Source organism: Streptomyces sp. NPDC019224 (assembly GCF_040632605.1).
In the GTDB taxonomy this organism is placed as follows: domain Bacteria; phylum Actinomycetota; class Actinomycetes; order Streptomycetales; family Streptomycetaceae; genus Streptomyces.
This window is the reverse complement of record NZ_JBEYCF010000019.1, coordinates 1-21,962: the sequence shown is the minus strand read 5'-3', so window position 1 is coordinate 21,962 and position 21,962 is coordinate 1. Positions and strand designations below refer to the sequence as shown.

Here is a 21,962-nt window from a genome sequence, read left to right as displayed (position 1 = left end):
TGCGGTGATCGATGTTAGGGAGTGGAACGGGTCCGGGCCACTGATTCGACCAACGATTCGGGAAGAGTCGGGGATGCGGGCCGCCCCGGTTCAGACGGTGGCTCCCGCGACGGGGACGAGTCCGGCCACGGTGTCCAGGCTGTTGTTCCTGACCAGGGCGGGGAAGAAGATGCGCAGCGCGCTGCCCGTGGACTCGTCGACCAGGTCGAAGGACTTCTTCAGGACCCGGTTCTTGATCTCGGTGCGCCTGAGGCCCTGGAGCGGGTACGTGGCCAGGTGCCGGTCCGGCTTGGCGAAGGTCTGGTTGGCGACGAAGAGGAAGAGCCGCTCGCGGCTGACCGCCAGGTACATCGGCTGGGGGGTCGCCGCCGCGACCATCGTCCCGCCGCTCAGTACCGCCGCGGCGACGCCCATCGCCAGGTTCCGCTTGACCGAGACCTCGCTCAGGTTCACCAGGGACATCGCCACCACCTGCTCCCCGGGCTCCAGCATCGGCGTGACGGCCTTCAGCAGGGCCCGGCTTCGTCTTCCGTTCACAACACTCCTCGGTGACTCGTGCGATCCATGCGGCGCGAGGACGGTCCCCTCGCGTGCCGGGGACATTGTGTCCCACCCGTCCCGGCTTCCCGACCGCTGTCCCGGGCCACCGGTTCCGCCCGCTTCCGGGGCGGTGCGTCCGGCCGCAGCATGACCGTGCGCGAGACCACGAACGTGATGGGGATGGCGGCCGCGGCGGCCACCAGCGGGGCGTAGCGGTCGCTGAATCCGGCCAGGTCGACCAGGAGGTAGACCCCGCCGGTGGTGATGACGAAGTTGGCCGCGTTGGTGAGGGGGAAGAGCAGGAACTTCCGCCAGGTGGGCCGGGTGCGGTACGTGAAGTACGAGTTCAGGAAGAACGACCCGGTCATGCTGAGTACGAAGGCGAGCACGTGGGCGGCGATGTACGGCAGCAGATGCAGCAGGAGCAGGTAGCAGCCGTAGTACGTGCCGGTGTTCACCGCGCCCACGAGGGCGAAACGTACGAGTTGCGCGCGGACCGTCATCGGCGTACGAACTCCCGGGGCTCCTCCGGTGCGGTCGTGCGGGCGCGGGTGTTGGTGTCCTTGACCAGGAAGTGCGGGCGACGTTTGACCTCGTAGTAGATACGGCCGACGTATTCGCCGACGACTCCGGCGAGCACCATCTGGACGCCGGCGAGTGCGGTGACGACGACGAGCAGGGTGACGTAGCCGGGTGTGTCCACGCCCCGCACGAGGGCGACGCCGACGATCCAGGCGGCGTAGCCGAGGGCGAGGGAGGTGAGGAGCAGGCCGAGGTAGAGGGCGGCGCGCAGGGGCTTGTTGTTGAAGGAGAGCAGCCCGTCGAGGCCGTAGTTGAGGAGTTTCCCGAAGGTCCAGGCGGAGCGGCCCTGCTCGCGTACGGCGTTGTCGTAGCTGAACGTCGTGGTGGGGAAGCCGACCCAGGCGAAGAGGCCCTTGGAGAAGCGGTTGTACTCGGTGAGGGCGAGCACGGCGTCGGCCGCGCGGCGCGACAGGAGCCGGAAGTCGCCTACTCCGTCCACGAGTTCGACGTCGACGAGGCGGTTGATCAGCCAGTAGTAGGCACGTGCGGTGAGGGTGCGGGTGACGCGGTCGCCGGCGCGGGTGCGGCGGGCGATGACCTGGTCGTGGCCCCCGGCGTGCTCCTGGAGCATGCGGCCGACGAGCTCCGGCGGGTGCTGGAGGTCGGCGTCCATCAGGACGACGGCGTCGCCCTCGGCGTGCTGGAGGCCGGCCAGCATGGCGGCCTCCTTGCCGAAGTTGCGGCTGAAGGAGACGTAGCGGACGCGCGCGTCGGCGGCGGCCAGCTCCTGGATGAGGGGCAGAGTCCGGTCGGCGCTCCCGTCGTCGATGTAGACGACCTCGAACGCGTGGCCGAGACTGGACATTTCGTCCGTGACGCGTTCATGGAAGCGTTCGAGGATCTCTTCCTCGTTGAAACAAGGCACCACCAGCGAGATCAGCACCCATGTACATCAACCGGTCAAAGTGTCGCTCTCCGGAGCCCGGTGTGGCCGGTGGGCGGCCATCGGGTGAACGGCCCCGGACGCCTTCCCCGGAGCCGGTGCCCTCAACCGCCCCGGACCTCCATCTGGCGCTCCAGCTGCCTGCGCAGTTCGACGGCCTGCGGGTGGTGCGGGCCGTAGGTGCGCTCGGTGTCGTACAGCAGCGCCTGGAGCTGGACGCGCGCACCCGCGTGGTCGCCGAGGGCGAGCAGCAGCTGTCCGATGCGGTGGCGGATCTCGTACGAGCGTGCCGGGTCGTTGCCCGTGGCGTACTGGTTCTCGTAGTACGGCAGGACGGCGCGGTACTCGGCGAGTGCGGCGGCGGGCTCCCCGAGCTGTTCGAGGCACTGGGCGGCGTCGCAGCGGTGGCCGAGGGCCTGCGGGTCGGCGGCGCCCGCCTCGGCCGCCCGGTCCTCGGCGAGTCGGCGCAGCTCGGGCAGGGCGCGACGGTACTGGCCGTCGTCCATGAGGGTCGCCGCGTACTGCTTGCGCAGGATGCGGACGACCGGGGAGCCGGGTCCGTGCTGTTCGGCGGCGACGGGCAGGAGCCCGCCGAGCAGGTCGACGGCCTGGGTGATGCGGCCCTCCCCGAGGAGCCTCTTGACCTCGTCGACGGCGGCGGCGACGTCCGGCCGGGCGGGCGCTGGGGCGGGCATGGCCGGCGGCGGGACCGTGGCGCGGTCGGGCCAGGGGGCGTGCGGGCGCAGGAACGGGCGGGTGGGGTCGAGCGGTCCGGACGGCGGCCGGGAGCCGCGCGCGGGCAGCAGCGGGGCGAGGTGTTCGTACACCTCCTGGGCGCTGCCCGGACGGTGCTGCGGGTCCTTGGCGAGCAGCCGCAGGACGAGCGCTTCGAGGGCTTCGGGGATGTCGGGCCGGATCTGCCGGACGGGCACCGGCGCTTCGTAGAGGTGGCGGTGCAGTACGCCGAGGGCGGTGGAGCCGGCGAACGGCACGTCGCCGCTGAGCAGTTCGTGCAGGAGGACACCGAGGGCGTAGAGGTCGGTGTACGGGCCGACCGCGCCGCCCATCGCCTGCTCGGGGGCCATGTAGGCCGGGGAGCCGATGGGCGAGCCGGTGTGCGTGAGGCGGGTGGTGTCGGTGTCGAGGACGGAGGCGACGCCGAGGTCGAGGACCAGGACGGTGCCGTCCGGACGGACCATCACGTTGCGGGGCTTGAGGTCGCGGTGGACGATCGGCACGGCGTGCACGGCGCTGAGGACGGCGCACAGCTGCGCGGCCACCGCGACGGCCCACGGCCAGGGGTACGGGTCGTGCTCGGCAAGGTGGTCGCCGAGGTCGGCGCCCTCCACGTACTGCATGACGAGGTACAGGTCGTCGCCGTCGCTGCCCGCGTCGTGCACGGTGACCAGGCCGGGGTGGTCCACTTGGGCGGTGACCCGGCACTCGCGGACGAAGCGGCGGCGCAGCTCGCCGGCGGCCTCGCTGCCGATGGGGCCGGTGACCCGGTCGGGGCGCAGGAGTTTGACGGCGACCCGGCGGTCCAGGCGCTGGTCGTAGGCCGTCCAGACCTGGCCCATGCCGCCCTGGCCGAGAATCGTCGCCAGCTCGTACCGCCCGCCGATGAGACGACCGCTCACCGGTCCTCCCCCTTGCGGAGGTAGTCGCTCAGCTCGTCGAGCTCGGCGCGGACCTGGTCGATGCGCTGGGGCGCGGGGTGCTGCCGGGGCTCCGGAGCGGGGCGCACGTCCTCGGGCTGGGGGCAGCGCGTGAGGGGGAGGGGGTAGGGCTGCTGGTGGGGGTGGGGCGGGTACGGCTGCGGCTGCGGCTGCCCGTACGGCGGAGTCGGCACGGGCACGGTGGTCATGTATCCGTAGCCGGGTCCCGGGTGCGCGGGTACGGGGCCCTTGCCCGTCAGTTGCGCGTAGTGGCGGATCTCGGCGGTGAGGTAGTGCGCGACGGCGCCCATCATCGCGAGGAGCAACAGCGAGAGGAGCATGTAGTCGGTGCTGTTGGCCTCGGCGTCCGAGCCGTCCCTGCCGAGGACTGCCAGCAGCACGCACACGAACACGAGACCGGCCACTGCCGTCCACCAGTCGAGGGCCCGGCGACGGACGATCGCCAGCCGGATCAGCGGCGTCCACAGCAGCAACCCGATGGAGAGCACCGAGAGCGCGACGAACAGCACGCGCATGGAAACGATCCAGGCCCTGCCGGGGACTCGGCGAGGCGCCGTGGGCGGAAGACCCGGGGCGTACATGGCGGCTCCTGGATTGCCTGGTGGTGGAACGTCCGCACGCACGAGGACGTGCGTGCGGATCCGAGCGTAAGGGGCGACACCTGCGAAGGGCCCGGGGTTGTGCGGAACCGTTGTGGTTCCGGTCACTCCGGTGCGACCGTACCGTCCGTCAGACCGTCGTACAGGCCCTGGACGAGCTGTCCGCCGAGGCGTCCGGCGAGCCGCAGCGCGTCCTCGAACGCGGCGAGCGCGCGGAACCGTTCGCCGTACCGCTGCTGCTCCGCCAGCGGCAGGCGCGGCAGTTGGAGGCGGCGGGCGTCGAGCCGGGTCGCGGTGGAGGCGTGGCTGCTGGCCTGCCGGTTGTTGGTGGTGCCGCGCAGGAAGCCTGCCAGGAACCAGGGGTCGAGCACGCCCGGGTCGGGGCGCAGCAGCTGGAGGTTGCGGCCGAGCGCGGCGCCCGCGGTGGCGTCGTCGACGACGCGGACGACGGTGACGCCGCCGAGCACGGGCACGACGACGTCGCCCGCCGCGACGAGCACCGGCTCCTCGGGGGACCCGTCGACGGGCAGACTGCCCGAGGGCGCGGTGCCCGCGAGCACGTCGTGCTCGGTGAGGACGGGGGCGGCCCCGGTGCCGGTGCCGCCGTGCCGGAGCTGCAGGGCGCCGGCGCGGGCGAGTTCGCCGATGGTGGTGAGCGGGCGGTGCGCGGGAACGGTGAGGGCGGGCGGCGGCGGTGTGAGCCCTGCGGCGAGGCCCAGGGTGCGCGTCAGCCGCTCCCGTACGCCGGCCAGCTCGGCGGGTCCGCCGGTGGCGGCGGGTGACGGCAGATGGCGGGCGGGGGCGAGATCGACGTCGTCATCGAGGAGTTCGATGACGGGGACGGTACGGGAGGCGGCGCCGGGGGCCGTCTCGTCCCCTTCGCTCCTGGGCGTTTCGCGTGGGCCGTCGTACGCGTGCCAGGCGTCGAGCACGGCGCGGCGCAGGGCGGTCAGGTCGAGGCGGTCGCGGCCGCCGCCGGTGGTCTGTTCGGCGGGCTCGGCGGTGTCGACCAGCAGCAGTTCGGGCGTGGGGTGCGGCTCGACGCCGGCGGGCTTGCGCAGCACCCACAGGTGCAGCGGGATGCCGTACGGGGGTGCGGCGCCGGCCGGGAGCGCGATGACGGCCCGCAGCGCGCCCCGGCGCAGGAGGTCGGCGCGGATGCGGCGGCCGGAGCGGCGGGACGCGGCGGCCGGCGGCATCAGCAGGACGGCGGTGCCGCCGTCGCGCAGCCGGGCCAGCGCGTGCTGCACCCAGGCGAGTTCGGACTCGGTGCGGGCGGGGAAGCCGTACTCCCAGCGCGGGTCGTAGGCGAGTTCGTCGTGGCCCCAGTTGCGCTCGTTGAACGGCGGGTGGCAGAGCACGGCGTCGGCGGCCAGGCCCGGGAAGGCGTCGGTGCGCAGGGTGTCCCCGGTCCGCACGTCGACCGCGCGGCCGGCGGGGGCGGTGCGCAGGGCGAGACGGAGCGCGGTGACGGCGGCGAGACCGGGGTCGCTCTCCTGCCCGTACAGCCCGGCCTGCCCGGCGGCGGCCAGCAGGGCACCGGTGCCCGCCGCCGGGTCGAGGACGGTGCGCACGCCGGGTTCGCCGGCGCCGGCCAGTTCCGCCATCAGCTCGGCGAGTCCGGGCGGGGTCAGCGTGTACTGGCGCGGGTTGGCGTCGAGCTGGCGGCCGAGCAGGAACTCGTACGTCTCCCGGGGGCCGGATTCGGCGGCCAGCTCGGCGGCGCCGCGCAGGAGTGGTACGGAGGGCAGGAGTTCGGCGCGGTCCGGCGTGTGCACGGCGCGCCCGTGGCCGGCGGGCCCGAAGCGGTGGGCGAGGACGTCGTTCAGCGCGAGGGAGAGCACATTGGCCATCCGTTCGTCGGACACGCCGGTGAACTCGCGCCAGGCGGCGGGGCTCCGGTTCACCAGGAGCAGGGCACAGCCGACGTGGACGAGGGCGGTGACGGCGCCCGCCGGGTGGCCGGACAGCTGCTGCCAGACGCGTTCGCGGAGCGGCACCTCGGCGAGCTTCCCCTGGTCGCGCAGCCATCGCTCGACCTCGGAGAGGGCGAAGGACGGGCTGGTCTCGGTGCCGCCGACGGGCTGGGGGAAGTCGGCGTGCCGACGGCGCCAGTTGCTGACGGCGGCGCGCCCCACGCCCGCCAGACGGGCGATCCCGGCGGCGGTCACCTCTGTCGCGTTCTCCGGCACTTGCTGTCTCCCTGGGCTGTACCGCTGACGGTCGGCCGCGGCGGCACGCATCACGCGATGCGTCGACCGGCCACGCGGGGCGAGCATACCGATCCATTCACAGCGCACACCCCGCCAACCGGTTCACAGTCGAAGCGGGGTCGTTTCCCGTGAACCGTGTTGACTCGGTTCACAGATGATGCTGTCATTGACCCGTCGCTGCACGACGGCGACAGGTGGATCCGCTCACCACTTCATCCCGTACTTGCCGAAGGGCACAGCCATGTCCCAGTTCACGCAGCCGCCGCAGTCCCCGTACTCCCAGCCGCAGCAGCCGTACGGCCCCGACCACGCCCCCGGCCTGCGCCCGGCACGCAACGGACTGGGCATCGCCGCCCTGATCCTCGGGCTCATCGGCGCGGTGTCCGGCCTGATCCCGCTCCTGTTCTGGCTGGCGGGCATCCTCGGCACGATCGCGCTCGTCCTGGGGCTCGTCGGCCGGGGGCGTGCCAAGAGGGGCGAGGCGACGAACAAGAACATGGCCACGTTCGGCGCGGTCCTCGCGCTGATCGCGCTGATCATGTCGGTGGTCGGCGCGGTGATCACGTTCAACGCGGTCGACGACGCGGTGGACGACCTGAACAAGGCGGTGTCGGAGACGACGGCGTCCGCGAAGCCGAAGGCGGGCGGGGACGCCGGCAAGGGCCAGGAGAAGGGGAAGTCCGGCGACGACAAGGCCGGCAAGGAGGAGAAGCCCAGCGGCGAGGCGCTGGAGGCCGGTGACGCGGCCGTGTACGACGACGACCTCACGGTCACGGTCGGCGACGCGACGAGGTACTCCCCCACCGAGTACGCGGCCGGTCACACCAAGGGCAACAAGGCCTACCAGGTGGCCGTCGTCATCGAGAACGCGGGCAAGAAGAAGTTCGACTCCGCGCTGGTCACCGTCGAGGGGCGGGCCGGGGAGGAGGGGGTCGACGCCGAGCAGATCTTCGACGACAAGGTCGGCGCGGGTTTCACCGGCACGATCCTGCCGGGCAAGAAGGTCACGGTGCTCTACGCGTTCGACGCACCGGCCGACGCGAAGAACCTGACCGTGGAGGTCAGCCCCGACTTCACGTACGACTCGACGCAGTGGGACCTGGGGCTCTGACCCGCACAGCGCACCCGGCACCCGTGGAACCCGCCCCCAGGGCGGGTTCTCCGCGTCCGCTCAGCCCTCACGCACCCCCGGCCAGGCGGCCAGCGCCAGTTCGGCGATCCCGGCCAGCTCGTCCGGGCCCGCCTCGTCGCAGGACCGCTGCGACATGCCCTGGATGACCGTGGCGAAGTACCCGGCGAGAGCACGGGGGTCCGCCTGCTCCGGCAGCTCGCCCGCGCGCTGCGCGTCCCGCAGCCGCGCCTCCCAGGCCGCGAGGTTCGCGTTGCGCAGCCCTCTCAGGTGGGCGCCCACCTCGGCGTCCTGCGGGGCGACGTTGACGGCGGCCCTGATCGTCATGCAGCCCGCCGGGTGCGAGGGATCCGCGTAGATCCGGGCGGCCTCCCGCAGGATGCGCGCGAACGCGCGGTAGGCGGTGGGCTCCTGCTCCAGGGCGTCACCCATGAAGGTTCCGGCCGGCGTCGTCCCGTACGCGGCGACCGCCTCCTCGAAGAGCGACCGTTTGTCGCCGAACGCGGCGTAGAGGCTCGCGGGCCTGATGCCCATCGCCTCCGTCAGCTCACCGATCGAGGTCGCCCCGTAGCCCCGCTCCCAGAACAGCCGGATCGCCGCCGCGAGTGCGGCATCCCGGTCGAAGGAGCGCGGCCGCCCGCGCGCCGCACCTTTCTCACCCATGCCCACATTCTAGAGCGCCCGCTCAACAAGTCGTGCTACGTTCTTTCTGGATCGATCACTCAACAAATCGATGAGAGGCAACAGCCATGCGCACGAACGGGCTTGAGGGAAAGGTCGCCCTGGTCACCGGCGGCAGCCGGGGCATCGGCCGGGGCATCGCGGAACGGCTGGGGCGGGATGGAGCCGTCGTCGCCGTCGCCTACGCCCGGGACTCGGCGGCGGCCGCGGAGGTCGTCGAGGTCATCCGGAAGAACGGCGGCACGGCGTTCGCCTTCCGCGCCGAGCTGGGGGCACACGGCGACGCAGCCGCGCTGTGGGAGGCCTTCGACGCGCAGATCACCGCGTACGCGCCCGGCGGCGGCGTCGACATCATCGTGAACAACGCCGGCGCCGGGCTCTACTCCGAGCTCTCCTCCCTCACCGAGGAGGCGTTCGACGCGGTCTTCGCCGTCAACGTGCGGGCGCCGTTCTTCATCGTCCGCCACGGGCTCGGCCGACTGCGCGACGGCGGCCGGATCATCAACATATCCAGCGGCGCGGCCCGGGTCGCGATGCCGGAGATCATCGCCTACAGCGCGACGAAGGGCGCCCTGGACAATTTCACCCTGACTCTCGCCAAGGAGCTGGGCCCGCGCGGGATCACGGTCAACTCGGTGGCCCCCGGCATCATCGACACCGACATCAACGCGGACTGGCTGCGCGGCGACGCCGAGGCGCAGGCCCGGTCCGCGTCCCTGGCCGCGCTGGGCCGGGTCGGGCAGCCGGAGGACGTCGCGGACGTCGTGGCGTTCCTCGCCTCGGACGACTCCCGCTGGGTGACGGGCACGGTGCTCGACGCGACGGGGGGCTCGGCGCTCTGAGGGGAGCGGACGCGGGGCGGCGGCTTGTCGAGGGGGCGTACGAGGCACATCCGGACCGGTTGCCGGGGTGCCGAGCGAACCACGGCCGTCCCGGGCGCCGAACAGCGAGGGTCACCCATGCCCCGCCATCAAGTACGCGGGCACCCGAGCCGGCCGACGCCTGCACGAGAAGCATGATCGGATGCCGGCAGCACACGAAGCGGAGGAAGACATGTCAACAGCGCCAGCTCCGGACTCGTTTGTCCAAAGTGACGGCTCGGCGGAAGTGTCGCAGAGACCTGGCGGATTGATCATTTTTTTGAACGGTACATCGAGTTCCGGGAAGTCGAGCATCGCCGAGGAACTCCTCCCCCTCCTGGACGACACGTACTTCTACATGCCGGTGGACGCCTTTCACGCCATGCGGACCACACCCCGGGACCTTGCCCCCGACCAGCTCCGGAGCGTGCTCAAGCACACCTGGACGGGCTTCCACAGGGCAGTCGCAGGGATGGCCGCAGCCGGCAACAACGTCGTGGTGGACCATGTCCTCAGTGAGCAATGGCGATTGCTCGACTGCCTAGCCCTGTTCGCCCCAAGAGACGTTGTCCTGGTCGGAGTGCACTGTCCTTTGCCGGAGCTGGAACGGCGCGAGTTGCAGCGCGGTGACCGACCAACAGGTCTGGCCGCACGCCAGATCGCCCAGGTCCATGCCCACGGCCTTTACGACATCGAATGCGACACCAGCACAGCCGGCCCGCTCGCCTGTGCTCGGCAGATCAGGGACTTCCTGCCGCAACGTCCGACCCCCACCGCTTTCGAGCAGCTCCGGAATTCTCCGGTGTCTGCCGGCTCACGATCGGCCCTGTCGTGATTCATCAGACCGTCCCGGCCGCGCCTTGCTGCCGCTGGAGGTAGAGCCTCAGGGCACCGAGACCGTCCTCCACGAAGCTCCATCGCTGCCTCGCCTCCAGGAACTCCTGAGGAGTGAGCCATGCATGCCAGGCGATCTCCGATGGGTCGACGACCACATCTCCCTCGATCACCACTTCGTGGAGCCCCAGCCAGTAGGGGCTGATGGCCCCCCGGCACAGGTACTTGAAGACGAACTGCGGTGAGGCGCTGATACCCAGCTCCTCGGCAAGCTCCCGCGCAGCCGACTCCTCGTACGACTCACCGATGTCCACCGCCCCGCCCACGAGCCAGTTGTACTGGCCGGGGAACCGGGACACGGTCTGTGGCCGTCGATGCACCAGGATCCTGCCGTCGGGGCGGCGACAGACGGTCGCCGCAACGCGGTGCAGCCATCCACTCCGGATGGCTGCACCACGCTCGACGACTCTCAGCACCTGGTCCTGATCATCGACCTGCTCCACCAGTTCACCCATGGCGCACACATTTCCACACAGCCCTGACAGCGCCTGGGTGCGTGCCTGCCGGACAGCAGGCCGCTCAATCGCCGCACTGCCTGAGCATCGTGCTCTTGTCCGCCGCCGTGACGGAAAGCTCGTACTTCTCCGCCACCTGTGCGAACCGAACTGCGTACGAGCAACGGACCGCCTTGCTGGGCGGCAGCCAGGACGCCGGGCCCGAGTCCCGCTTGGCCGAGTTCGTGGGCCCCGAGACCGGCAGAAGATTCAGCACATCGTTGGCCAAGCGCTGCCGCTTCTGGTTGTCCCATCGAGCGGCGCCCATCTGCCAGCTGTAGGACAGCGGGACCACGTGTTATCCGCACCCTGAAGTGAGTGCCGTTGACGTCTGTGACAGATGGAGATTGGACCGTTTCCTTTCTGTGAGCGTTGCGTTATCCGGTACAGCGACTGTCTGCCGCTGACAGCGATGACATGCAGGGGGAAGTGTTGGCGAGTACGCAACGGGTGGCGATCGGAGAAGGGGTCACGTGGACGGTTCTCGCGGGTGACTACCGGGTCGCGGAGCCGGTCGAGCAGTATCTGGAGTATCTGAGGTCGACCGACAGCTCGCCCAACACGATCAAGAGCTACGCCAGGGGCCTCGCCCTCTGGTGGTCCTTCCTGGAACAGCGTTCTCAGGTGTGGGATGCCGCCGGTGTGACCGAACTCGGAACCTTCGTAGGGCAGTTGCGGCGCAGGAACGTGGCGCAGGAGGTCGTCCCGCTTCGGAATCAGGAACGGGCCGCCGACGCCACGGTCGCAAGCCGGATCAGGGCGGTAATGGGCTTCTACCGCTATCACGCGGCGCGTGGGGTCGAAGTCGCGGGCCAACTGTACGAGACGGTGCATGCCCGGCCGGGCAGCTATCTGCCGTTCCTGGAGCATGTGGCGCGCAAGCACGGACGGCGATCGAGTGTGGTGAAGGTAAGGGTCCGGGCGAAGCCCGTCCCTGTTCTTCTTCCCGGGCAGATGACGTCACTCCGCGAGGCAGAGGCGTCCTGGGACCCGGCGGCCGGGATCTGGTCGGGTGAGCTGCGCTACCGGCTGTTGTGGATGCTGTTGGAGGAGACCGGACTGCGGCTCGGCGAGGCGCTGGGGCTGCGTCACCGAGACTGGAAAACCGGGACCGGCACGACCGCCCAGGTCGAGGTCGTCCACCGTGAGGACCATCCGCACGGCTTGAGGGCCAAGAGCGGCTACCGGCGGATCTTCATCGGCTCCGCGCTGGACCGGCTGTACGGGGACTGGGTGTGGGCCCTGTGCGAGGCCGGCGCCGATGTCGAACTGGAGGACTGGGACGGCGCGTACATCTTCTGCAACCTGCATCGCGGCCGCCGCTTTGCTTCGCTGAGGCCAGAGAGCGTCTACAAGCACCTGAGCGCGAGGAAATCCCAACTCTCCTCGCTGCCACCTCGGATGACACCTCACTGGTACCGCCACACGCACGCCACCGCCTTGCTACTGGCCGGAGTGCCGATGCATGTCGTCAGCCGCAGACTCGGTCACGCCGACGTGCAGACCACGATCAACACCTACGCCCATGTGACCGAGGACGCGGAGCTTCGGGCGTGCGCGGACTGGCAGAAGATCACGCAGTCCTGGGGGAACTGGAATGAACGCTGAACCAACCATCCTTTCGGCCGTTGGGGCGCGGGTGCTGCCGTCGCCGCGGACCGAGGGGCGTAAGCGCCTGGACAAGCGGGACCCTCGCCTGTCGATCGCTCAGCTCTTCAGCGAGGAGCGGGCCCGGCAGCTGTGGGAGAGCCTGCCGGAGGAGCACCGCCGAGACCACTTCGACTCCACGAACATGCCCCAGGACTACGGACAGGCTTTCACCACGCGGACCATCGACAGCGAGCGCGGCTGGTTCACCCAGGCGCTCAGCTTCCGAGGTCTGCCCGAGCCGATGGTGTGGGAGCTCGCTTGGTGCGTCCACCAGCAGGTTGCCGACGGATACTCCATCAACATCGACCGCTTCCAAAAACTTCGGCGGGGACTGAACCTGGCCATCGAACACGGTGGCCCGTCGATGCTTTCCGTCAGATCGCTCACGGCGCTCACGCACGAAGAATGGGCACGGGAGGTGCGAGGTGCGGGAATGCGCACCAACACTTCGGCCACTGCGAATCTCTCTACCCCCGTCCTGCACAGCGTCAAGCATCTTCAGGATCGGCTGGCATACGCGTATCACGACGGCGAGTGGTGGCGGCTCAACGTGTGGAATCCGGGCCTAGACCGACGCATTCCTCAGAGGGAGCACGAGCCCAGCGGCCGGAAGCTGGCCAACTTCAGCCAGCTGACAACGGACTGGTTTCGGGAAGCCGCGAAATGGTGGCTGTCGGTCCAGCTCTCGACTGAGCAGTACGTGTGGTCGTCGGTGAAGAGCCGGCTGGACCATCTGAAGTGGTTCCAGTGGTACATCGACCAGGCTGGCTGCACGGGCCCTCAACTGGTCGACTCACCGGAGGAACTTCGCCCCTGGCTGCGTGGGCTCGTGGACTCCCTGAACAGCCATGTCGCGATGACCGGGCCGAACAAGGGCGGGAAGCTCGCGAAGAACAGCCGTCGGGGGCCGCTGGTGACCATCGAGGTGTTCTACCGCTGGATGTACGACAACCGAGCCGAGGCGGTCTCGGTGCTCGGTGAGCCGCGTTGGGCACGGCTCGGTCTCCACCACACGGTGCTGTTCCGCCTGGAGGACAAGCCCAGACTGACCAACCAGCTCCCCGACGACATGGCACTCGAGGACGAGGTGATCAGCCAGATCGCCGCGGGCTCCGGCGCCCTTGCCGCGCCCAAGGCCGAGGGCGGCCTCGACGATCGGCAGGCTTTCCACGCGCTGATGCTCCTGATCCGCACCGGCCGCCGGATGAACGAGGTCCTGATGATGGACTTCGAGCCGCTCCTGCCGCTCCTGACCACGGGCAGGAAGGACAACCGGGAGCCGGACGGCTTCGTCGCGCGTCTGCGCTACCAGCAGACGAAGATCACGGGCGGGGATCCGCCGACCATTCCGGTGGACCAGGAGGTCGTGGACATCATCCGTGTCCAACAGCGGTGGGCCAGGGAATTCGTCGCCGCGCACGGCGCGCCGGAAGGGACAGACCCCCGCTACCTCTTCCTGGGGATCCAGAACAACCGGCTCGGCCTCCGCCCCTATGCTTCGGCAACCTTTCACATGCGACTCAGCGCGCTGACCGGCATGCTCGCCATCACAGACAGTGTCGGGCGCGCGGTTACCATCTCCAAGACCCATACATTCCGGCACACCCGCGCTACCGACCTGATCAACGCCGGAGTACCGATCCACGTGGTCATGCGCTACCTCGGACACCTGACTCCGGCCATGACCATGCACTACGCCAAGACCCTTGCCGTCACGGCCGAGCGCGAGTTCCTCCGCTACAAGAAGGTGACCGCAGACGGCCGGACCGCCGAGGTGGACCCCAGCGACCTCTACGACCTCCTGCACCTGGACCAGCGAGCCGACCGCGTCCTTCCGAACGGCTGGTGCATGCTGCCGCCCCGGCAGGTCTGCTCGAAGGGCAACGCCTGCCTGACCTGCGACAAGTTTGTCACCGACGCCAGCCATCGCGACGAACTCCAGCACCAGCTCCAACAATCCGAAGCGCTGATCGCCCGCCGCCAGACCCAATTCACCGCCCGCCATGGCGAACCGATGGGCGAGGACAACGTCTGGCTCGCCGGTCGTCTCACCGAAACCCGCGCCCTCACCAAGGTCCTTGTCGCCCTGGACCAGGTCAGCGTCCACGAGGACGGACAACTCCGGGCCGTCCGCGGAGCGGGCGCGATCGACCGTCCCGAACCGCTGTCTCCTACTCATCGACAGGAGCCGACCGCATGACGCCACTGCCCGACCACCTCCAGCAGGCCACCCTCGCCCGGAGTCAGGAGGCCGAGAAACGAGCGCGCACCGCCCTCGCTGAACTGGTCAAAGCCGGCAGGCCTGTCAGCTTCACCGCCGTGGCCCGCCAGGCCGGAGTGAGCACCGACTTCCTCTATCGGAGCCCGGAACTGCGGGCGCAGATCGAGCGACACCGCGCCAAGGGCGGGTCTGCCCCGGCATCGGCCGCAGTTGCGCTGGCAGACTCCTCGACCTCGGCTGCAGTCAGGGCGCTCAGCGCCCGCCTCACCCGACAGCAGCAGATCCACCACGAGGAGGTGACCCGGTTGCGGAAGGCCCTCGAAGTGGCACAGGGGGAAAACCTCGACCTCCGTCGGCGCCTGGACCGCTACGAAGCTGATTCAAGCAGGTGACGACTCCGCGAGGGTCAACTCACCGACGCGCTCCAGCCGTCACTGGCCGCGATGTGTAAGGCTCCCTGGTGCAGGTCGAGGCTGCAGGCGGCGGTGGGCTTCCCTTCCTGGGCGAACGGGCCAGGGCCGTGGAACGCGACGGCGTCCAGGTGGAAGGCGTCGGGTTCGGTGCAGCTGACCGTACGCAGCCTCCAAGGTGCCGAGGGGTCCTCGCCCGACCGGGGCGGCAGGGCGAGCTGGAGTTGCGCGGTGGCCGGACGCTCCGTGCGGTAGTCGGTGTGCCTCGCGGTCCAGGAGGCCATGCTGAGGGCGGCCTGTGGGGGCACACCAAGTGCGGGCGGGCTGTCGGTGAGGGAGCGGGGAGTTCGTTGGCCCGTCTGCGGGACCTCGAGGAGGTCCGAGCGGCCGGCACGCGCCTTGAGTGTGCCCGCGAACCAGCGTGTGAGTGTCGGGCCGCCCTGGTCGGCCCAGGTTCGGATCACCGTACGGAAGGCTGCTTCGCGGTGGCGGGAGCCGCGTCGGGATCCCGCGTCCAGGATCGCCTCGCCCGCTCGGGAGAAGGCCCTGCACAGGTCGAGGACAGGGACATGATCGGCGTGGTCGGCGTAGCGCACCGAACGCAATTCCCACATGGCGTGGCGCAGGAGTACCGCGGCGGTCCGGGCATCGGTTCCCAAGTCCTCGGAGGGAGGCTGGCGCAGGCGGCTCGGTTGGCCGGTACGAGGCGGGGTGACGGCGTCCGCACGCCGTCCGGCAGCTGACAGGTGCCATGAGCGGTCGTCAAGGCGGTACTCACCGGCGGTGGCGCGGAGCCGGCCGCCCGTGCCCAGGGATATCGCGGTCTCCAGCGAACCGGCGTCCAGGATTACGCCCCGCGTGTGGGAGAGGTCAAAGACGGCATCGGTGACGCCATCCAGCCAAACGTTCAGCAGGGCGGGTGGCGAGGGCGCGTCCTCCCCGACGGCGTACGTACGGTCAGCGACCAACTGCAGGAAGGCGGTCAGGCGAGTACCGGCACGCTCTACTTGGAGATGGTGGACGGACGCCGTCGCCAGGTCGTAGTCGGGAGCCAGATCGTCCACGCTCTGGCGGGTGAGTCGGGGCTGCGGTGCCATGACGTGTCCGAGGTAGTCGCGACCCGGGATGTACGGCTCGGCCGGCGGTAGGAGCGTCCCGATGTCGTAGCCAGCGATCGCGGCCTGCTCGGTCATCCAGCTTCGCCGCCGCTCTCCAAGGCCCGCCATCCACTCCAGCGCCGTCATCGCCCGGCGCTCGCGTTCATCGGCGTCCGACGTACTTACGGCCCAGAACAGCGGAAACACGTTGTTGTCCCACACATCCGCTGCCGCACGAATCGTTTCCCGGTCGAACTGGCGGACGTCTGCAGCGGCCTCCGCAATCTGCTCCACCGAGCGGTCCAACAGTGCCACCAGCGCGGAAACGGCCGACGTACGGCTTTCCGGCAAACACAGCGAGTCGGAGAGTGGACGGGTACGTCTGGCCATGGCGTGATCCTCGCATACCGCCGTATCCACCCCGTGGGATAACGTCCGCGGTATACCGCCGACGTGATGAACGCGGTGGCATGGTCGGCGGCCCACTGGCGAAACGTTCGCGGCGCCGTCCCAAGGATGTCGGCCACGGCAGTGGTGACGTACGCGGGCTGACCGACCGCCGCGCTCCACGCGGCGAGCAGCATGTCGACGACCGAGCTGGGCGCCGTGCCCTGGCCTCGCGTGGCGGGCAGACACAGGAGTCACGGCATGGCCACATCGTCGCGGTCACGGGTGGCGCTGGAATGGGGAATCCGACCCCCTCCCGGCCGCGAGCTGCTCCCGCTCAATACTCTGTTTCGTTGTGATACCTCACCACGCCTCACATGCTTCCCGCCGCCTGCTTCCACTCACCCCGCTTCTGCTGTCGGGCTTGCTCGCCGTGGGCGGGTGCGACATCGGGAACAGTCCGGCAGGACCTCCCCTCCAAACCGGCGCAGCTGCCGACGGAGCAGCGCTGCAAGCCGTCGGAGAACTCACGGTGAAAGGGCGGGCCCCGAAAACGGGATACGACCGAGAGAAGTTCGGCCCCGCCTGGGCGGACACCGATCACAACGGCTGCGGCACCCGAGACGATGTCCTCGCACATCAGCTGACGTCCGTCTCCCGGGATCCGGACGGGTGCAAAGTGCTGCGCGGAGTCCTCGATCCCGATCCCTACACCGGAACCCGTATCACCTACGTACGCGGTCACAGCAAGGTCGACATAGACCACCTCGTCGCACTTTCGGACGCCTGGCAGAAGGGCGCTCAGCAGTGGAGCGAGAGCAAGCGGCGGGCCTTCGCGAACGACTCACTCAATCTCGTGGCTGCCGATTCCTCCACCAACCGTCAGAAGGGGGACGGGGATACGGCAACCTGGCTACCGCCCAACAAGTCCTATCGCTGTGACTACGTGGCGGGGCAGGTCGCGGTCAAGAAGAAGTACGGACTGTGGGTGACACAGGCGGAGAAGGACGCGATGGCGAAAGTGCTCACAGCCTGCCCGAATAAGAAGCTTCCTTCGGGCGGCAATCCCACGGAAGCTGCCGTTGGTTGAGATACCGGACCTCCGTGCCGACGACCTCCATGTGAGACGCCCTCGCTTGGGACACTGCCGGTAAGAACGCCCAACGGATCTTCGCCCGGCACATCCACGGCTGGACCTCGCCACCACCCATCGCGCCCTTCTGGTCACCGAAACCGCAGTCGTCACGATCATTCAGCGCGTCGCGCTCAGGGTGTTCTGATTCCAGACGCCATCCGCGTCAGCGCCATACCGCTGACGTCACGACAAGGGGGAACGTGAGCTCTTGGGCGTCGCGGCTACGGATACGACGTGGTCGATCTGCACCTCGGCCGCCTTCGCCTTCTTCCAGGCGATCTCCTTGCCGGTGTACGGGTCGTACAGGTCCATCGAAACGACCACGCAGTCCGAACCCGCCCGGAACTGAACGTTCCGGCCATGGAGCTTCAGCAGGTCGTTCCGCGTGTCGCAGCCGTTGCGGGACAGCGGGATGCCGTCCACGGAATCCTTCCACGCGTACCCGAACTTCTCCCGCTCGTAACCGGTCTTGGGACCGCGCCCCTTGGTCGTGACCTTCTCGATGATCCTGCGGGCCGCCGCCCGGTCCTCGTCGGAGGTGAGGGGCGCGAGGCCGGGCTTCGTACCGTCCTCGTTCTCCAGCGGGCCGGCACCGAAACCGGTGACGGACCGGCCGCCGTCCGCGCCGCCGGAGGAGATCCGGTCCGGGTCGCAACCGCTGAGCGCCAGCACGGCCGTCGCGGCCAGGGCGGGCGCCATCCATCGACACACACGGGGAGATATCACTCGTAGCCGTCCTGACAGGGAGAAAGCCGAACCCACCCGGGAATCCTACGGACGTCTTCCCCGTCAGGGGCGGTTCAAGACCGCCGTTCACCGCCGATGCGGCCCGGATCACACCTTCCCGATCCCCAACGTGTTCTCGGGCGGCAGCAGCCCCGACCCGATCGCCGCCACCCACAGCGGCCCCAGCAGCCCGACCAGTCGTTCGCGCTCCACGTCCGCGAGCACCCGCCACGGTCCCGTCGCCGCCTCGTCCGTACGCCGCTCCACCTCCGCCCGCAGCGCCCGGCCCGCCTCGGTCGCCGTGCCGTCGCCGGCCACCAGGCCCCGCTTCTCCAGCCGGTCCAGCCCCGCCTGCCACTCCCCCTCGTCCCAGCCCCGGCTGCGGAAGACCTCGGGCCGGGCGGCCCCGATCGCCGCGAAGGAGACCAGCGACTCGACGGGGTCCAGCTCCGCGTGCGCCAGCGCCGCGAGGTGGCCGTCTCCCCGGTGTTCGCGCAGGACGGTCGCGGCGTGCCAGAGGGCGAGGTGGGGTTCGTCCGGCCAGGGCAGCACGGCGTTCGCAGCGGCGAGCGGCCGGTCCGCCGTGTCGGCGGCCTCCGCGACGCGCCGCAGCAGCGCGGCGGCCTCGGCCGTCCCCGGCGCGGCGGCCTCCTCCCCCAGGAGCGCCCGGTACGCGTGGTCGACGGCCCTCACCCGCGCCGCGAGCACCGCGTCCGGCGAGGCGACGGACCAGACGGCGGGGACGTACGCGCCGACCATGCGCGGGCTGAAGCTGTAGAAGGTCTCCGTAACCCGGGCCGCCCGCGCCTCCCCCAGCGGCGCCGCCCGCCAGGCGAAGTAGCTCGGCCACCGCTCGTCGACCGCGTACCCGAGGGCGGCGGCCTCCTCGAACGCCTCCGGCGCGTAATAGAGCACGGCGTGCAAGGGCTCCAGCAGATGCCACATCTGCCGTACGCGACCCAGTTCCCCGGACATGTCCACACCTTCCGCCACGCACCGGCCATCTAGCCACCGCCTAGATCCCCAGAGTGCGCGCGATCCGCAAACTTGTCAATGACTAGATCACGCCTACGATGCTGTCCATGACCAGCGACCGCGCCTACCACCACGGCGACCTGCGACGGGCCGTCCTCGCCGCCGCCCTCGACGTCATCCGCACCGAGGGCCCCGCCGCGCTCAGCCTGCGCGACCTGGCCCGCCGGGCCGGCGTCTCGCACGCCGCGCCCGCCCACCACTTCAAGGACCGCACGGGCCTGCTCACCGCGATCGCCGCCGAGGGCTACGGCCTGTTCGCGGACGCCCTCGCAGCTGCCCCGGACCTGCGCGAGCGGGGCGTGGCGTACGTACGGTTCGCGGCGACGCACCCGGCCCACTTCCAGGTGATGTTCCAGCCGGACCTCTGGCGCGCGGACGATCCGGACCTGCTCGCCGCGAAGGCCCGCGCCACGGCCGCCTTGCGCACGGGCGTCGCCGCCCTCACCCCCGCCGCCCCGACCGACGACCCCCGCCTCGCGGGCGTGGCCGCCTGGTCCCTCGCCCACGGCTTCGCCACGCTGCTCCTCAGCGGCAACCTGGCCGACGCGGTGGGCGCCCGCGACCCGGAGAAGGTGTTCCGGGCCATCGGCCGGCTGCTGTTCACACCGGAGGGGACGCCCGGGCAGTGAGGGCCTATTCGGCCGTGAACTCGTACTGGACCTCGTACAGGTGCCCCGCCTTCACCATGACGGTCGCCTCGATGGGCCGCTCGTCATCGCTGTAGACGACGCGCAGCGTACGCAGCACCGGCAGCCCTCCGGGCAGGCGCAGTGCCTGGTACTGCTCCTGGGTGGGCACCCTCGCGGACACGCGGTCGACGCTGAGCCGTGGCGGGTGCCCCAGCTCCGCGAGCAGCGTCGGGGTTCCACCCGGGATCTTGCGGCGAGCCGTCATCGCCGTCCCCCTGACGATGTCCAGCGGGTAGTACGAGGCGACGAGTTCGGCGGGTTCGTCATCGATCGCGAGCAACTGGCGCCGCAGCAGCGCCGGGTCGCCCTCCGGAAGCCTCAACGCCTCCGCGACATCCGCCGGTGGCTGGACCTCGGCCACTTCGAGCAGCGTGCTGTGAGCCCGGGAGCCGCCCTTCGCCGCTTCGGTCAGCCAGCGGTACGGTTCTCCCGCACCGGCCGGGGCCATGGACGCAGCCGGGCGGACGGTCCGCTGGCGGTGCTCGCGGACGGTGACCGACGCGCCCGGCCTGCCGATCACCAGTTCCTCGTCCTTGAGCAGCTGCACTGCCTTCTGGATCGTTGCGTTCGAGGCGTCGAACCGCTGCTTGAGGTGGGCGGTGGAGGGCAGGTTCGCACCGGGCGCGAGGTCACCGCCCATGATCTGGTCCCCGACCTCGCCTGTCGCACTTGGGCCATAACTCACCTCCTGATCTGGTCCATTCGGCTGTAAACAGGCGATCGCACTTCACTCCCCACCGCCCGGCTGCCGACAACGACAGCATGATCACTTATCCCTCACGACGCTCCAAGGCCCTCGCCGCCGCAGCCGCCACGGTGTGTGCGCTCACGGTCTCGGGCGCACTGCCCGCCTCCGCCTCCGCCTCCCGGACCACGCCGGCCGCCCCCGCCGAGGCGCCGTTGCTGGTGTCCGTGGGCGACAGCTTCATCTCCGGCGAGGCGGGACGCTGGGCCGGCAACAGCAACGTGCGCGCGAACGGCCACTCCGGCACCGACCGGGCCTGGGACCCGGAGACCGGTAGGAGCGACCCCTACCGGGTGTACGGGTCGTCGTACGACAACGGCTGCAACCGCTCCGACGTGGCCGAGGTCCAGTCCACCACGCTCGATGTCAGCCGCATCAACCTCGCCTGTTCGGGGGCGACTTCGAAAGCGGTGCTCCTGCCGGAGAGCGGCGGCGCGCCGTTCAAGGGCGAGCGCTCGCAGGCCGGGGAGCTGGAGGACGTGGCGGCCGGCCGGACGGTGCGCGCGGTCGTCGTGTCGATCGGCGGCAACGACCTCGGCTTCTCCGACATCATCACCGGCTGCGCGACCGAGTTCGTCAAGCCCTTCGGCGGCTCCCCGTGCGCCCCCGACGCGGCCCAGCAGGTCGCCCAGCGCCTGCCCGGTGTGCGGCAGGCAGCCGTGAACACCCTCGCCGACGTGCGGACCGCACTCGAGCGGGCGGGGCACCCGGCGGGCTCGTACCGGCTGGTCCTCCAGTCCTACCCGTCGCCGCTCCCGGACGCCGGCCGCATCCGCTACCCCGGCGAGAAATACGACCGCCTCAGCTCCGGCGGCTGCCCCTTCTTCGACAAGGACCTCACCTGGGCGCACGACGAGCTGGTCCCGGAGATCAGCTCCGTCCTGGCGGACGCGGCCGACGAGGGCGGCGCGGAGTTCCTGGACCTGTCCCGGTCATTCGAGGGCCGCGAGGTGTGCTCGACCAGCACCCGGCAGGCCGACGCCGGCCACTCCCCCGCCGGTGACACCAGCGAATGGGTCCGCTTCGTGACCTCCGGCGCCGGGCAGGGCCAGCGGCAGGAGTCCCTGCACCCCAACCGCTACGGCCAGCAGGCCCTCGGCACCTGCCTGACCCTTCAGCTGGAACAGCCGTCGGGCGACCGCCGCTGCACCAACACCGCCGGCCAGGGCCCCGCCGCGATGCGGCTGAGCTCCATCGGCTGACCCCTTCACGGGAGCGGGGGGGGGGGGCCGGGGGGGGGACCCCCCCCCGCCCCGTGCCCGGGGCGGGCCGGGACCCCAAAAAGGGAGAGGGGGGGGGGGGGGAAAAGGGGTTGG

At 70.3% G+C, this 21,962-nt stretch carries 20 protein-coding genes and 2 pseudogenes; 9 read left to right on the top strand and 13 right to left on the bottom strand.

The genetic code is table 11. The features are described 5' to 3' along the window. Positions 1–90 precede the first annotated feature (90 nt). The 6 genes from ABZ564_RS14895 to ABZ564_RS14870 all read right to left on the bottom strand — a co-directional run bounded on the left by ABZ564_RS14895 (position 91) and on the right by ABZ564_RS14870 (position 6,472). The gene (locus tag ABZ564_RS14895) at positions 91–537 is read right to left on the bottom strand and encodes a hypothetical protein (RefSeq protein WP_360855267.1); all 447 of its coding nucleotides are present in this window, start codon (positions 535–537) and stop codon (positions 91–93) included. Continuing rightward, on the bottom strand, positions 534–1,043 hold the full coding sequence (locus ABZ564_RS14890) for a GtrA family protein (RefSeq protein ID WP_360855265.1): 510 nt from the start codon (positions 1,041–1,043) through the stop codon (positions 534–536). Before ABZ564_RS14890 ends, ABZ564_RS14895 begins: the two co-directional genes overlap by 4 nt. Then, on the bottom strand, positions 1,040–2,005 hold the full coding sequence (locus tag ABZ564_RS14885) for a glycosyltransferase family 2 protein (RefSeq protein WP_360855262.1): 966 nt from the start codon (positions 2,003–2,005) through the stop codon (positions 1,040–1,042). The genes ABZ564_RS14890 and ABZ564_RS14885 overlap by 4 nt, the downstream gene beginning before the upstream one ends. A 104-nt stretch (positions 2,006–2,109) precedes the next feature. Continuing rightward, positions 2,110–3,642 carry a serine/threonine-protein kinase gene (locus tag ABZ564_RS14880; RefSeq protein ID WP_360855259.1) on the bottom strand — a complete coding sequence of 511 codons (1,533 nt, stop codon included), beginning with the start codon at positions 3,640–3,642 and terminating at the stop codon, positions 2,110–2,112. Then, positions 3,639–4,196 carry a hypothetical protein gene (locus ABZ564_RS14875; protein WP_360855256.1) on the bottom strand — a complete coding sequence of 186 codons (558 nt, stop codon included), beginning with the start codon at positions 4,194–4,196 and terminating at the stop codon, positions 3,639–3,641. Before ABZ564_RS14875 ends, ABZ564_RS14880 begins: the two co-directional genes overlap by 4 nt. Positions 4,197–4,384: 188 nt before the next feature. Next, the gene (locus ABZ564_RS14870) at positions 4,385–6,472 is read right to left on the bottom strand and encodes an N-6 DNA methylase (protein ID WP_360855254.1); all 2,088 of its coding nucleotides are present in this window, start codon (positions 6,470–6,472) and stop codon (positions 4,385–4,387) included. 262 nt (positions 6,473–6,734) lie between these two features. Between ABZ564_RS14870 and ABZ564_RS14865 the strand changes: the two genes are divergently transcribed. Beyond that, a complete protein-coding gene (locus ABZ564_RS14865; protein WP_360855251.1) occupies positions 6,735–7,604 on the top strand; it encodes a DUF4190 domain-containing protein in 870 nt (289 codons plus the stop codon). Between the two features lie 60 nt (positions 7,605–7,664). On the opposite strand, the gene ABZ564_RS14860 is transcribed toward ABZ564_RS14865, so the two are convergent. Next, on the bottom strand, positions 7,665–8,285 hold the full coding sequence (locus ABZ564_RS14860; RefSeq protein WP_360855248.1) for a TetR/AcrR family transcriptional regulator: 621 nt from the start codon (positions 8,283–8,285) through the stop codon (positions 7,665–7,667). Between the two features lie 86 nt (positions 8,286–8,371). Here ABZ564_RS14860 and ABZ564_RS14855 point away from each other — a divergent pair, with 86 nt between their 5' ends. Both ABZ564_RS14855 and ABZ564_RS14850 read left to right on the top strand, forming a co-directional pair. After that, positions 8,372–9,145, top strand: a complete 774-nt coding sequence (locus ABZ564_RS14855) for an SDR family oxidoreductase (protein ID WP_360855245.1) — start codon at positions 8,372–8,374, stop codon at positions 9,143–9,145. 181 nt (positions 9,146–9,326) lie between these two features. After that, entirely contained in the window at positions 9,327–9,998 is a 672-nt protein-coding gene (locus tag ABZ564_RS14850; RefSeq protein ID WP_360855242.1) for an AAA family ATPase, read from the top strand. 4 nt (positions 9,999–10,002) lie between these two features. Here the strand turns inward: ABZ564_RS14850 and ABZ564_RS14845 are convergent, their stop codons facing one another. Together ABZ564_RS14845 and ABZ564_RS14840 are read right to left on the bottom strand one after the other, a co-directional pair. Continuing rightward, positions 10,003–10,512 carry an NUDIX domain-containing protein gene (locus tag ABZ564_RS14845; RefSeq protein ID WP_360855239.1) on the bottom strand — a complete coding sequence of 170 codons (510 nt, stop codon included), beginning with the start codon at positions 10,510–10,512 and terminating at the stop codon, positions 10,003–10,005. Between the two features lie 64 nt (positions 10,513–10,576). Next, positions 10,577–10,849: pseudogene (locus ABZ564_RS14840) on the bottom strand (HNH endonuclease family protein); the annotation flags it as partial. Positions 10,850–10,983: 134 nt separating this feature from the next. On the opposite strand from ABZ564_RS14840, the gene ABZ564_RS14835 reads away from it, so the two are divergent. Genes ABZ564_RS14835 through ABZ564_RS14825 form a run of 3 tightly spaced genes read left to right on the top strand, consistent with a single transcriptional unit; the run spans position 10,984 to position 14,814 of the window. Further along, entirely contained in the window at positions 10,984–12,159 is a 1,176-nt protein-coding gene (locus tag ABZ564_RS14835) for a tyrosine-type recombinase/integrase (protein ID WP_360855237.1), read from the top strand. Further along, on the top strand, positions 12,149–14,401 hold the full coding sequence (locus tag ABZ564_RS14830) for a tyrosine-type recombinase/integrase (RefSeq protein WP_360855234.1): 2,253 nt from the start codon (positions 12,149–12,151) through the stop codon (positions 14,399–14,401). Before ABZ564_RS14835 ends, ABZ564_RS14830 begins: the two co-directional genes overlap by 11 nt. Further along, positions 14,398–14,814 (top strand): DUF6262 family protein, encoded by a 417-nt coding sequence (locus ABZ564_RS14825; RefSeq protein WP_360855231.1) that lies wholly within the window; start codon positions 14,398–14,400, stop codon positions 14,812–14,814. Before ABZ564_RS14830 ends, ABZ564_RS14825 begins: the two co-directional genes overlap by 4 nt. Positions 14,815–14,828: 14 nt before the next feature. Here ABZ564_RS14825 and ABZ564_RS14820 read toward each other — a convergent pair whose 3' ends face one another. Next, positions 14,829–16,349: a hypothetical protein gene (locus ABZ564_RS14820; RefSeq protein WP_360855229.1), complete on the bottom strand. Its 1,521-nt coding sequence runs from the start codon at positions 16,347–16,349 to the stop codon at positions 14,829–14,831. Positions 16,350–16,749: 400 nt separating this feature from the next. On the opposite strand from ABZ564_RS14820, the gene ABZ564_RS14815 reads away from it, so the two are divergent. After that, entirely contained in the window at positions 16,750–17,406 is a 657-nt protein-coding gene (locus ABZ564_RS14815) for an HNH endonuclease family protein (protein WP_360855524.1), read from the top strand. Between the two features lie 273 nt (positions 17,407–17,679). Here ABZ564_RS14815 and ABZ564_RS14810 read toward each other — a convergent pair. Continuing rightward, positions 17,680–18,150: pseudogene (locus ABZ564_RS14810) on the bottom strand (HNH endonuclease); the annotation flags it as partial. 135 nt (positions 18,151–18,285) lie between these two features. After that, positions 18,286–19,152, bottom strand: coding sequence for a hypothetical protein (locus ABZ564_RS14805; RefSeq protein WP_360855226.1), 867 nt, complete (start codon positions 19,150–19,152; stop codon positions 18,286–18,288). Between the two features lie 107 nt (positions 19,153–19,259). Between ABZ564_RS14805 and ABZ564_RS14800 the strand changes: the two genes are divergently transcribed. Then, complete coding sequence (locus ABZ564_RS14800; RefSeq protein WP_360855223.1) at positions 19,260–19,841, top strand: TetR/AcrR family transcriptional regulator; 582 nt, start codon at positions 19,260–19,262, stop codon at positions 19,839–19,841. 4 nt (positions 19,842–19,845) lie between these two features. Here the strand turns inward: ABZ564_RS14800 and ABZ564_RS14795 are convergent, their stop codons facing one another. After that, positions 19,846–20,586 carry a GntR family transcriptional regulator gene (locus tag ABZ564_RS14795; protein WP_360855220.1) on the bottom strand — a complete coding sequence of 247 codons (741 nt, stop codon included), beginning with the start codon at positions 20,584–20,586 and terminating at the stop codon, positions 19,846–19,848. A gap of 77 nt (positions 20,587–20,663) precedes the next feature. Between ABZ564_RS14795 and ABZ564_RS14790 the strand changes: the two genes are divergently transcribed. Beyond that, positions 20,664–21,848: a GDSL-type esterase/lipase family protein gene (locus ABZ564_RS14790; protein ID WP_360855217.1), complete on the top strand. Its 1,185-nt coding sequence runs from the start codon at positions 20,664–20,666 to the stop codon at positions 21,846–21,848. Positions 21,849–21,962: the final 114 nt, after the last annotated feature.

What these genes read in the sequence shown, in the direction of transcription:
- ABZ564_RS14890 (WP_360855265.1), bottom strand. Translation starts at nt 1,043, where the DNA reads ATGACGGTCCGCGCGCAACTCGTACGTTTCGCCCTCGTGGGCGCGGTG.
- ABZ564_RS14875 (WP_360855256.1), bottom strand. Translation starts at nt 4,196, where the DNA reads ATGCGCGTGCTGTTCGTCGCGCTCTCGGTGCTCTCCATCGGGTTGCTG.
- ABZ564_RS14865 (WP_360855251.1), top strand. Translation starts at nt 6,735, where the DNA reads ATGTCCCAGTTCACGCAGCCGCCGCAGTCCCCGTACTCCCAGCCGCAG.
- ABZ564_RS14860 (WP_360855248.1), bottom strand. Translation starts at nt 8,285, where the DNA reads ATGGGTGAGAAAGGTGCGGCGCGCGGGCGGCCGCGCTCCTTCGACCGG.
- ABZ564_RS14855 (WP_360855245.1), top strand. Translation starts at nt 8,372, where the DNA reads ATGCGCACGAACGGGCTTGAGGGAAAGGTCGCCCTGGTCACCGGCGGC.
- ABZ564_RS14850 (WP_360855242.1), top strand. Translation starts at nt 9,327, where the DNA reads ATGCCGGCAGCACACGAAGCGGAGGAAGACATGTCAACAGCGCCAGCT.
- ABZ564_RS14845 (WP_360855239.1), bottom strand. Translation starts at nt 10,512, where the DNA reads ATGGGTGAACTGGTGGAGCAGGTCGATGATCAGGACCAGGTGCTGAGA.
- ABZ564_RS14830 (WP_360855234.1), top strand. Translation starts at nt 12,149, where the DNA reads ATGAACGCTGAACCAACCATCCTTTCGGCCGTTGGGGCGCGGGTGCTG.
- ABZ564_RS14825 (WP_360855231.1), top strand. Translation starts at nt 14,398, where the DNA reads ATGACGCCACTGCCCGACCACCTCCAGCAGGCCACCCTCGCCCGGAGT.
- ABZ564_RS14805 (WP_360855226.1), bottom strand. Translation starts at nt 19,152, where the DNA reads ATGTCCGGGGAACTGGGTCGCGTACGGCAGATGTGGCATCTGCTGGAG.
- ABZ564_RS14800 (WP_360855223.1), top strand. Translation starts at nt 19,260, where the DNA reads ATGACCAGCGACCGCGCCTACCACCACGGCGACCTGCGACGGGCCGTC.
- ABZ564_RS14790 (WP_360855217.1), top strand. Translation starts at nt 20,664, where the DNA reads ATGATCACTTATCCCTCACGACGCTCCAAGGCCCTCGCCGCCGCAGCC.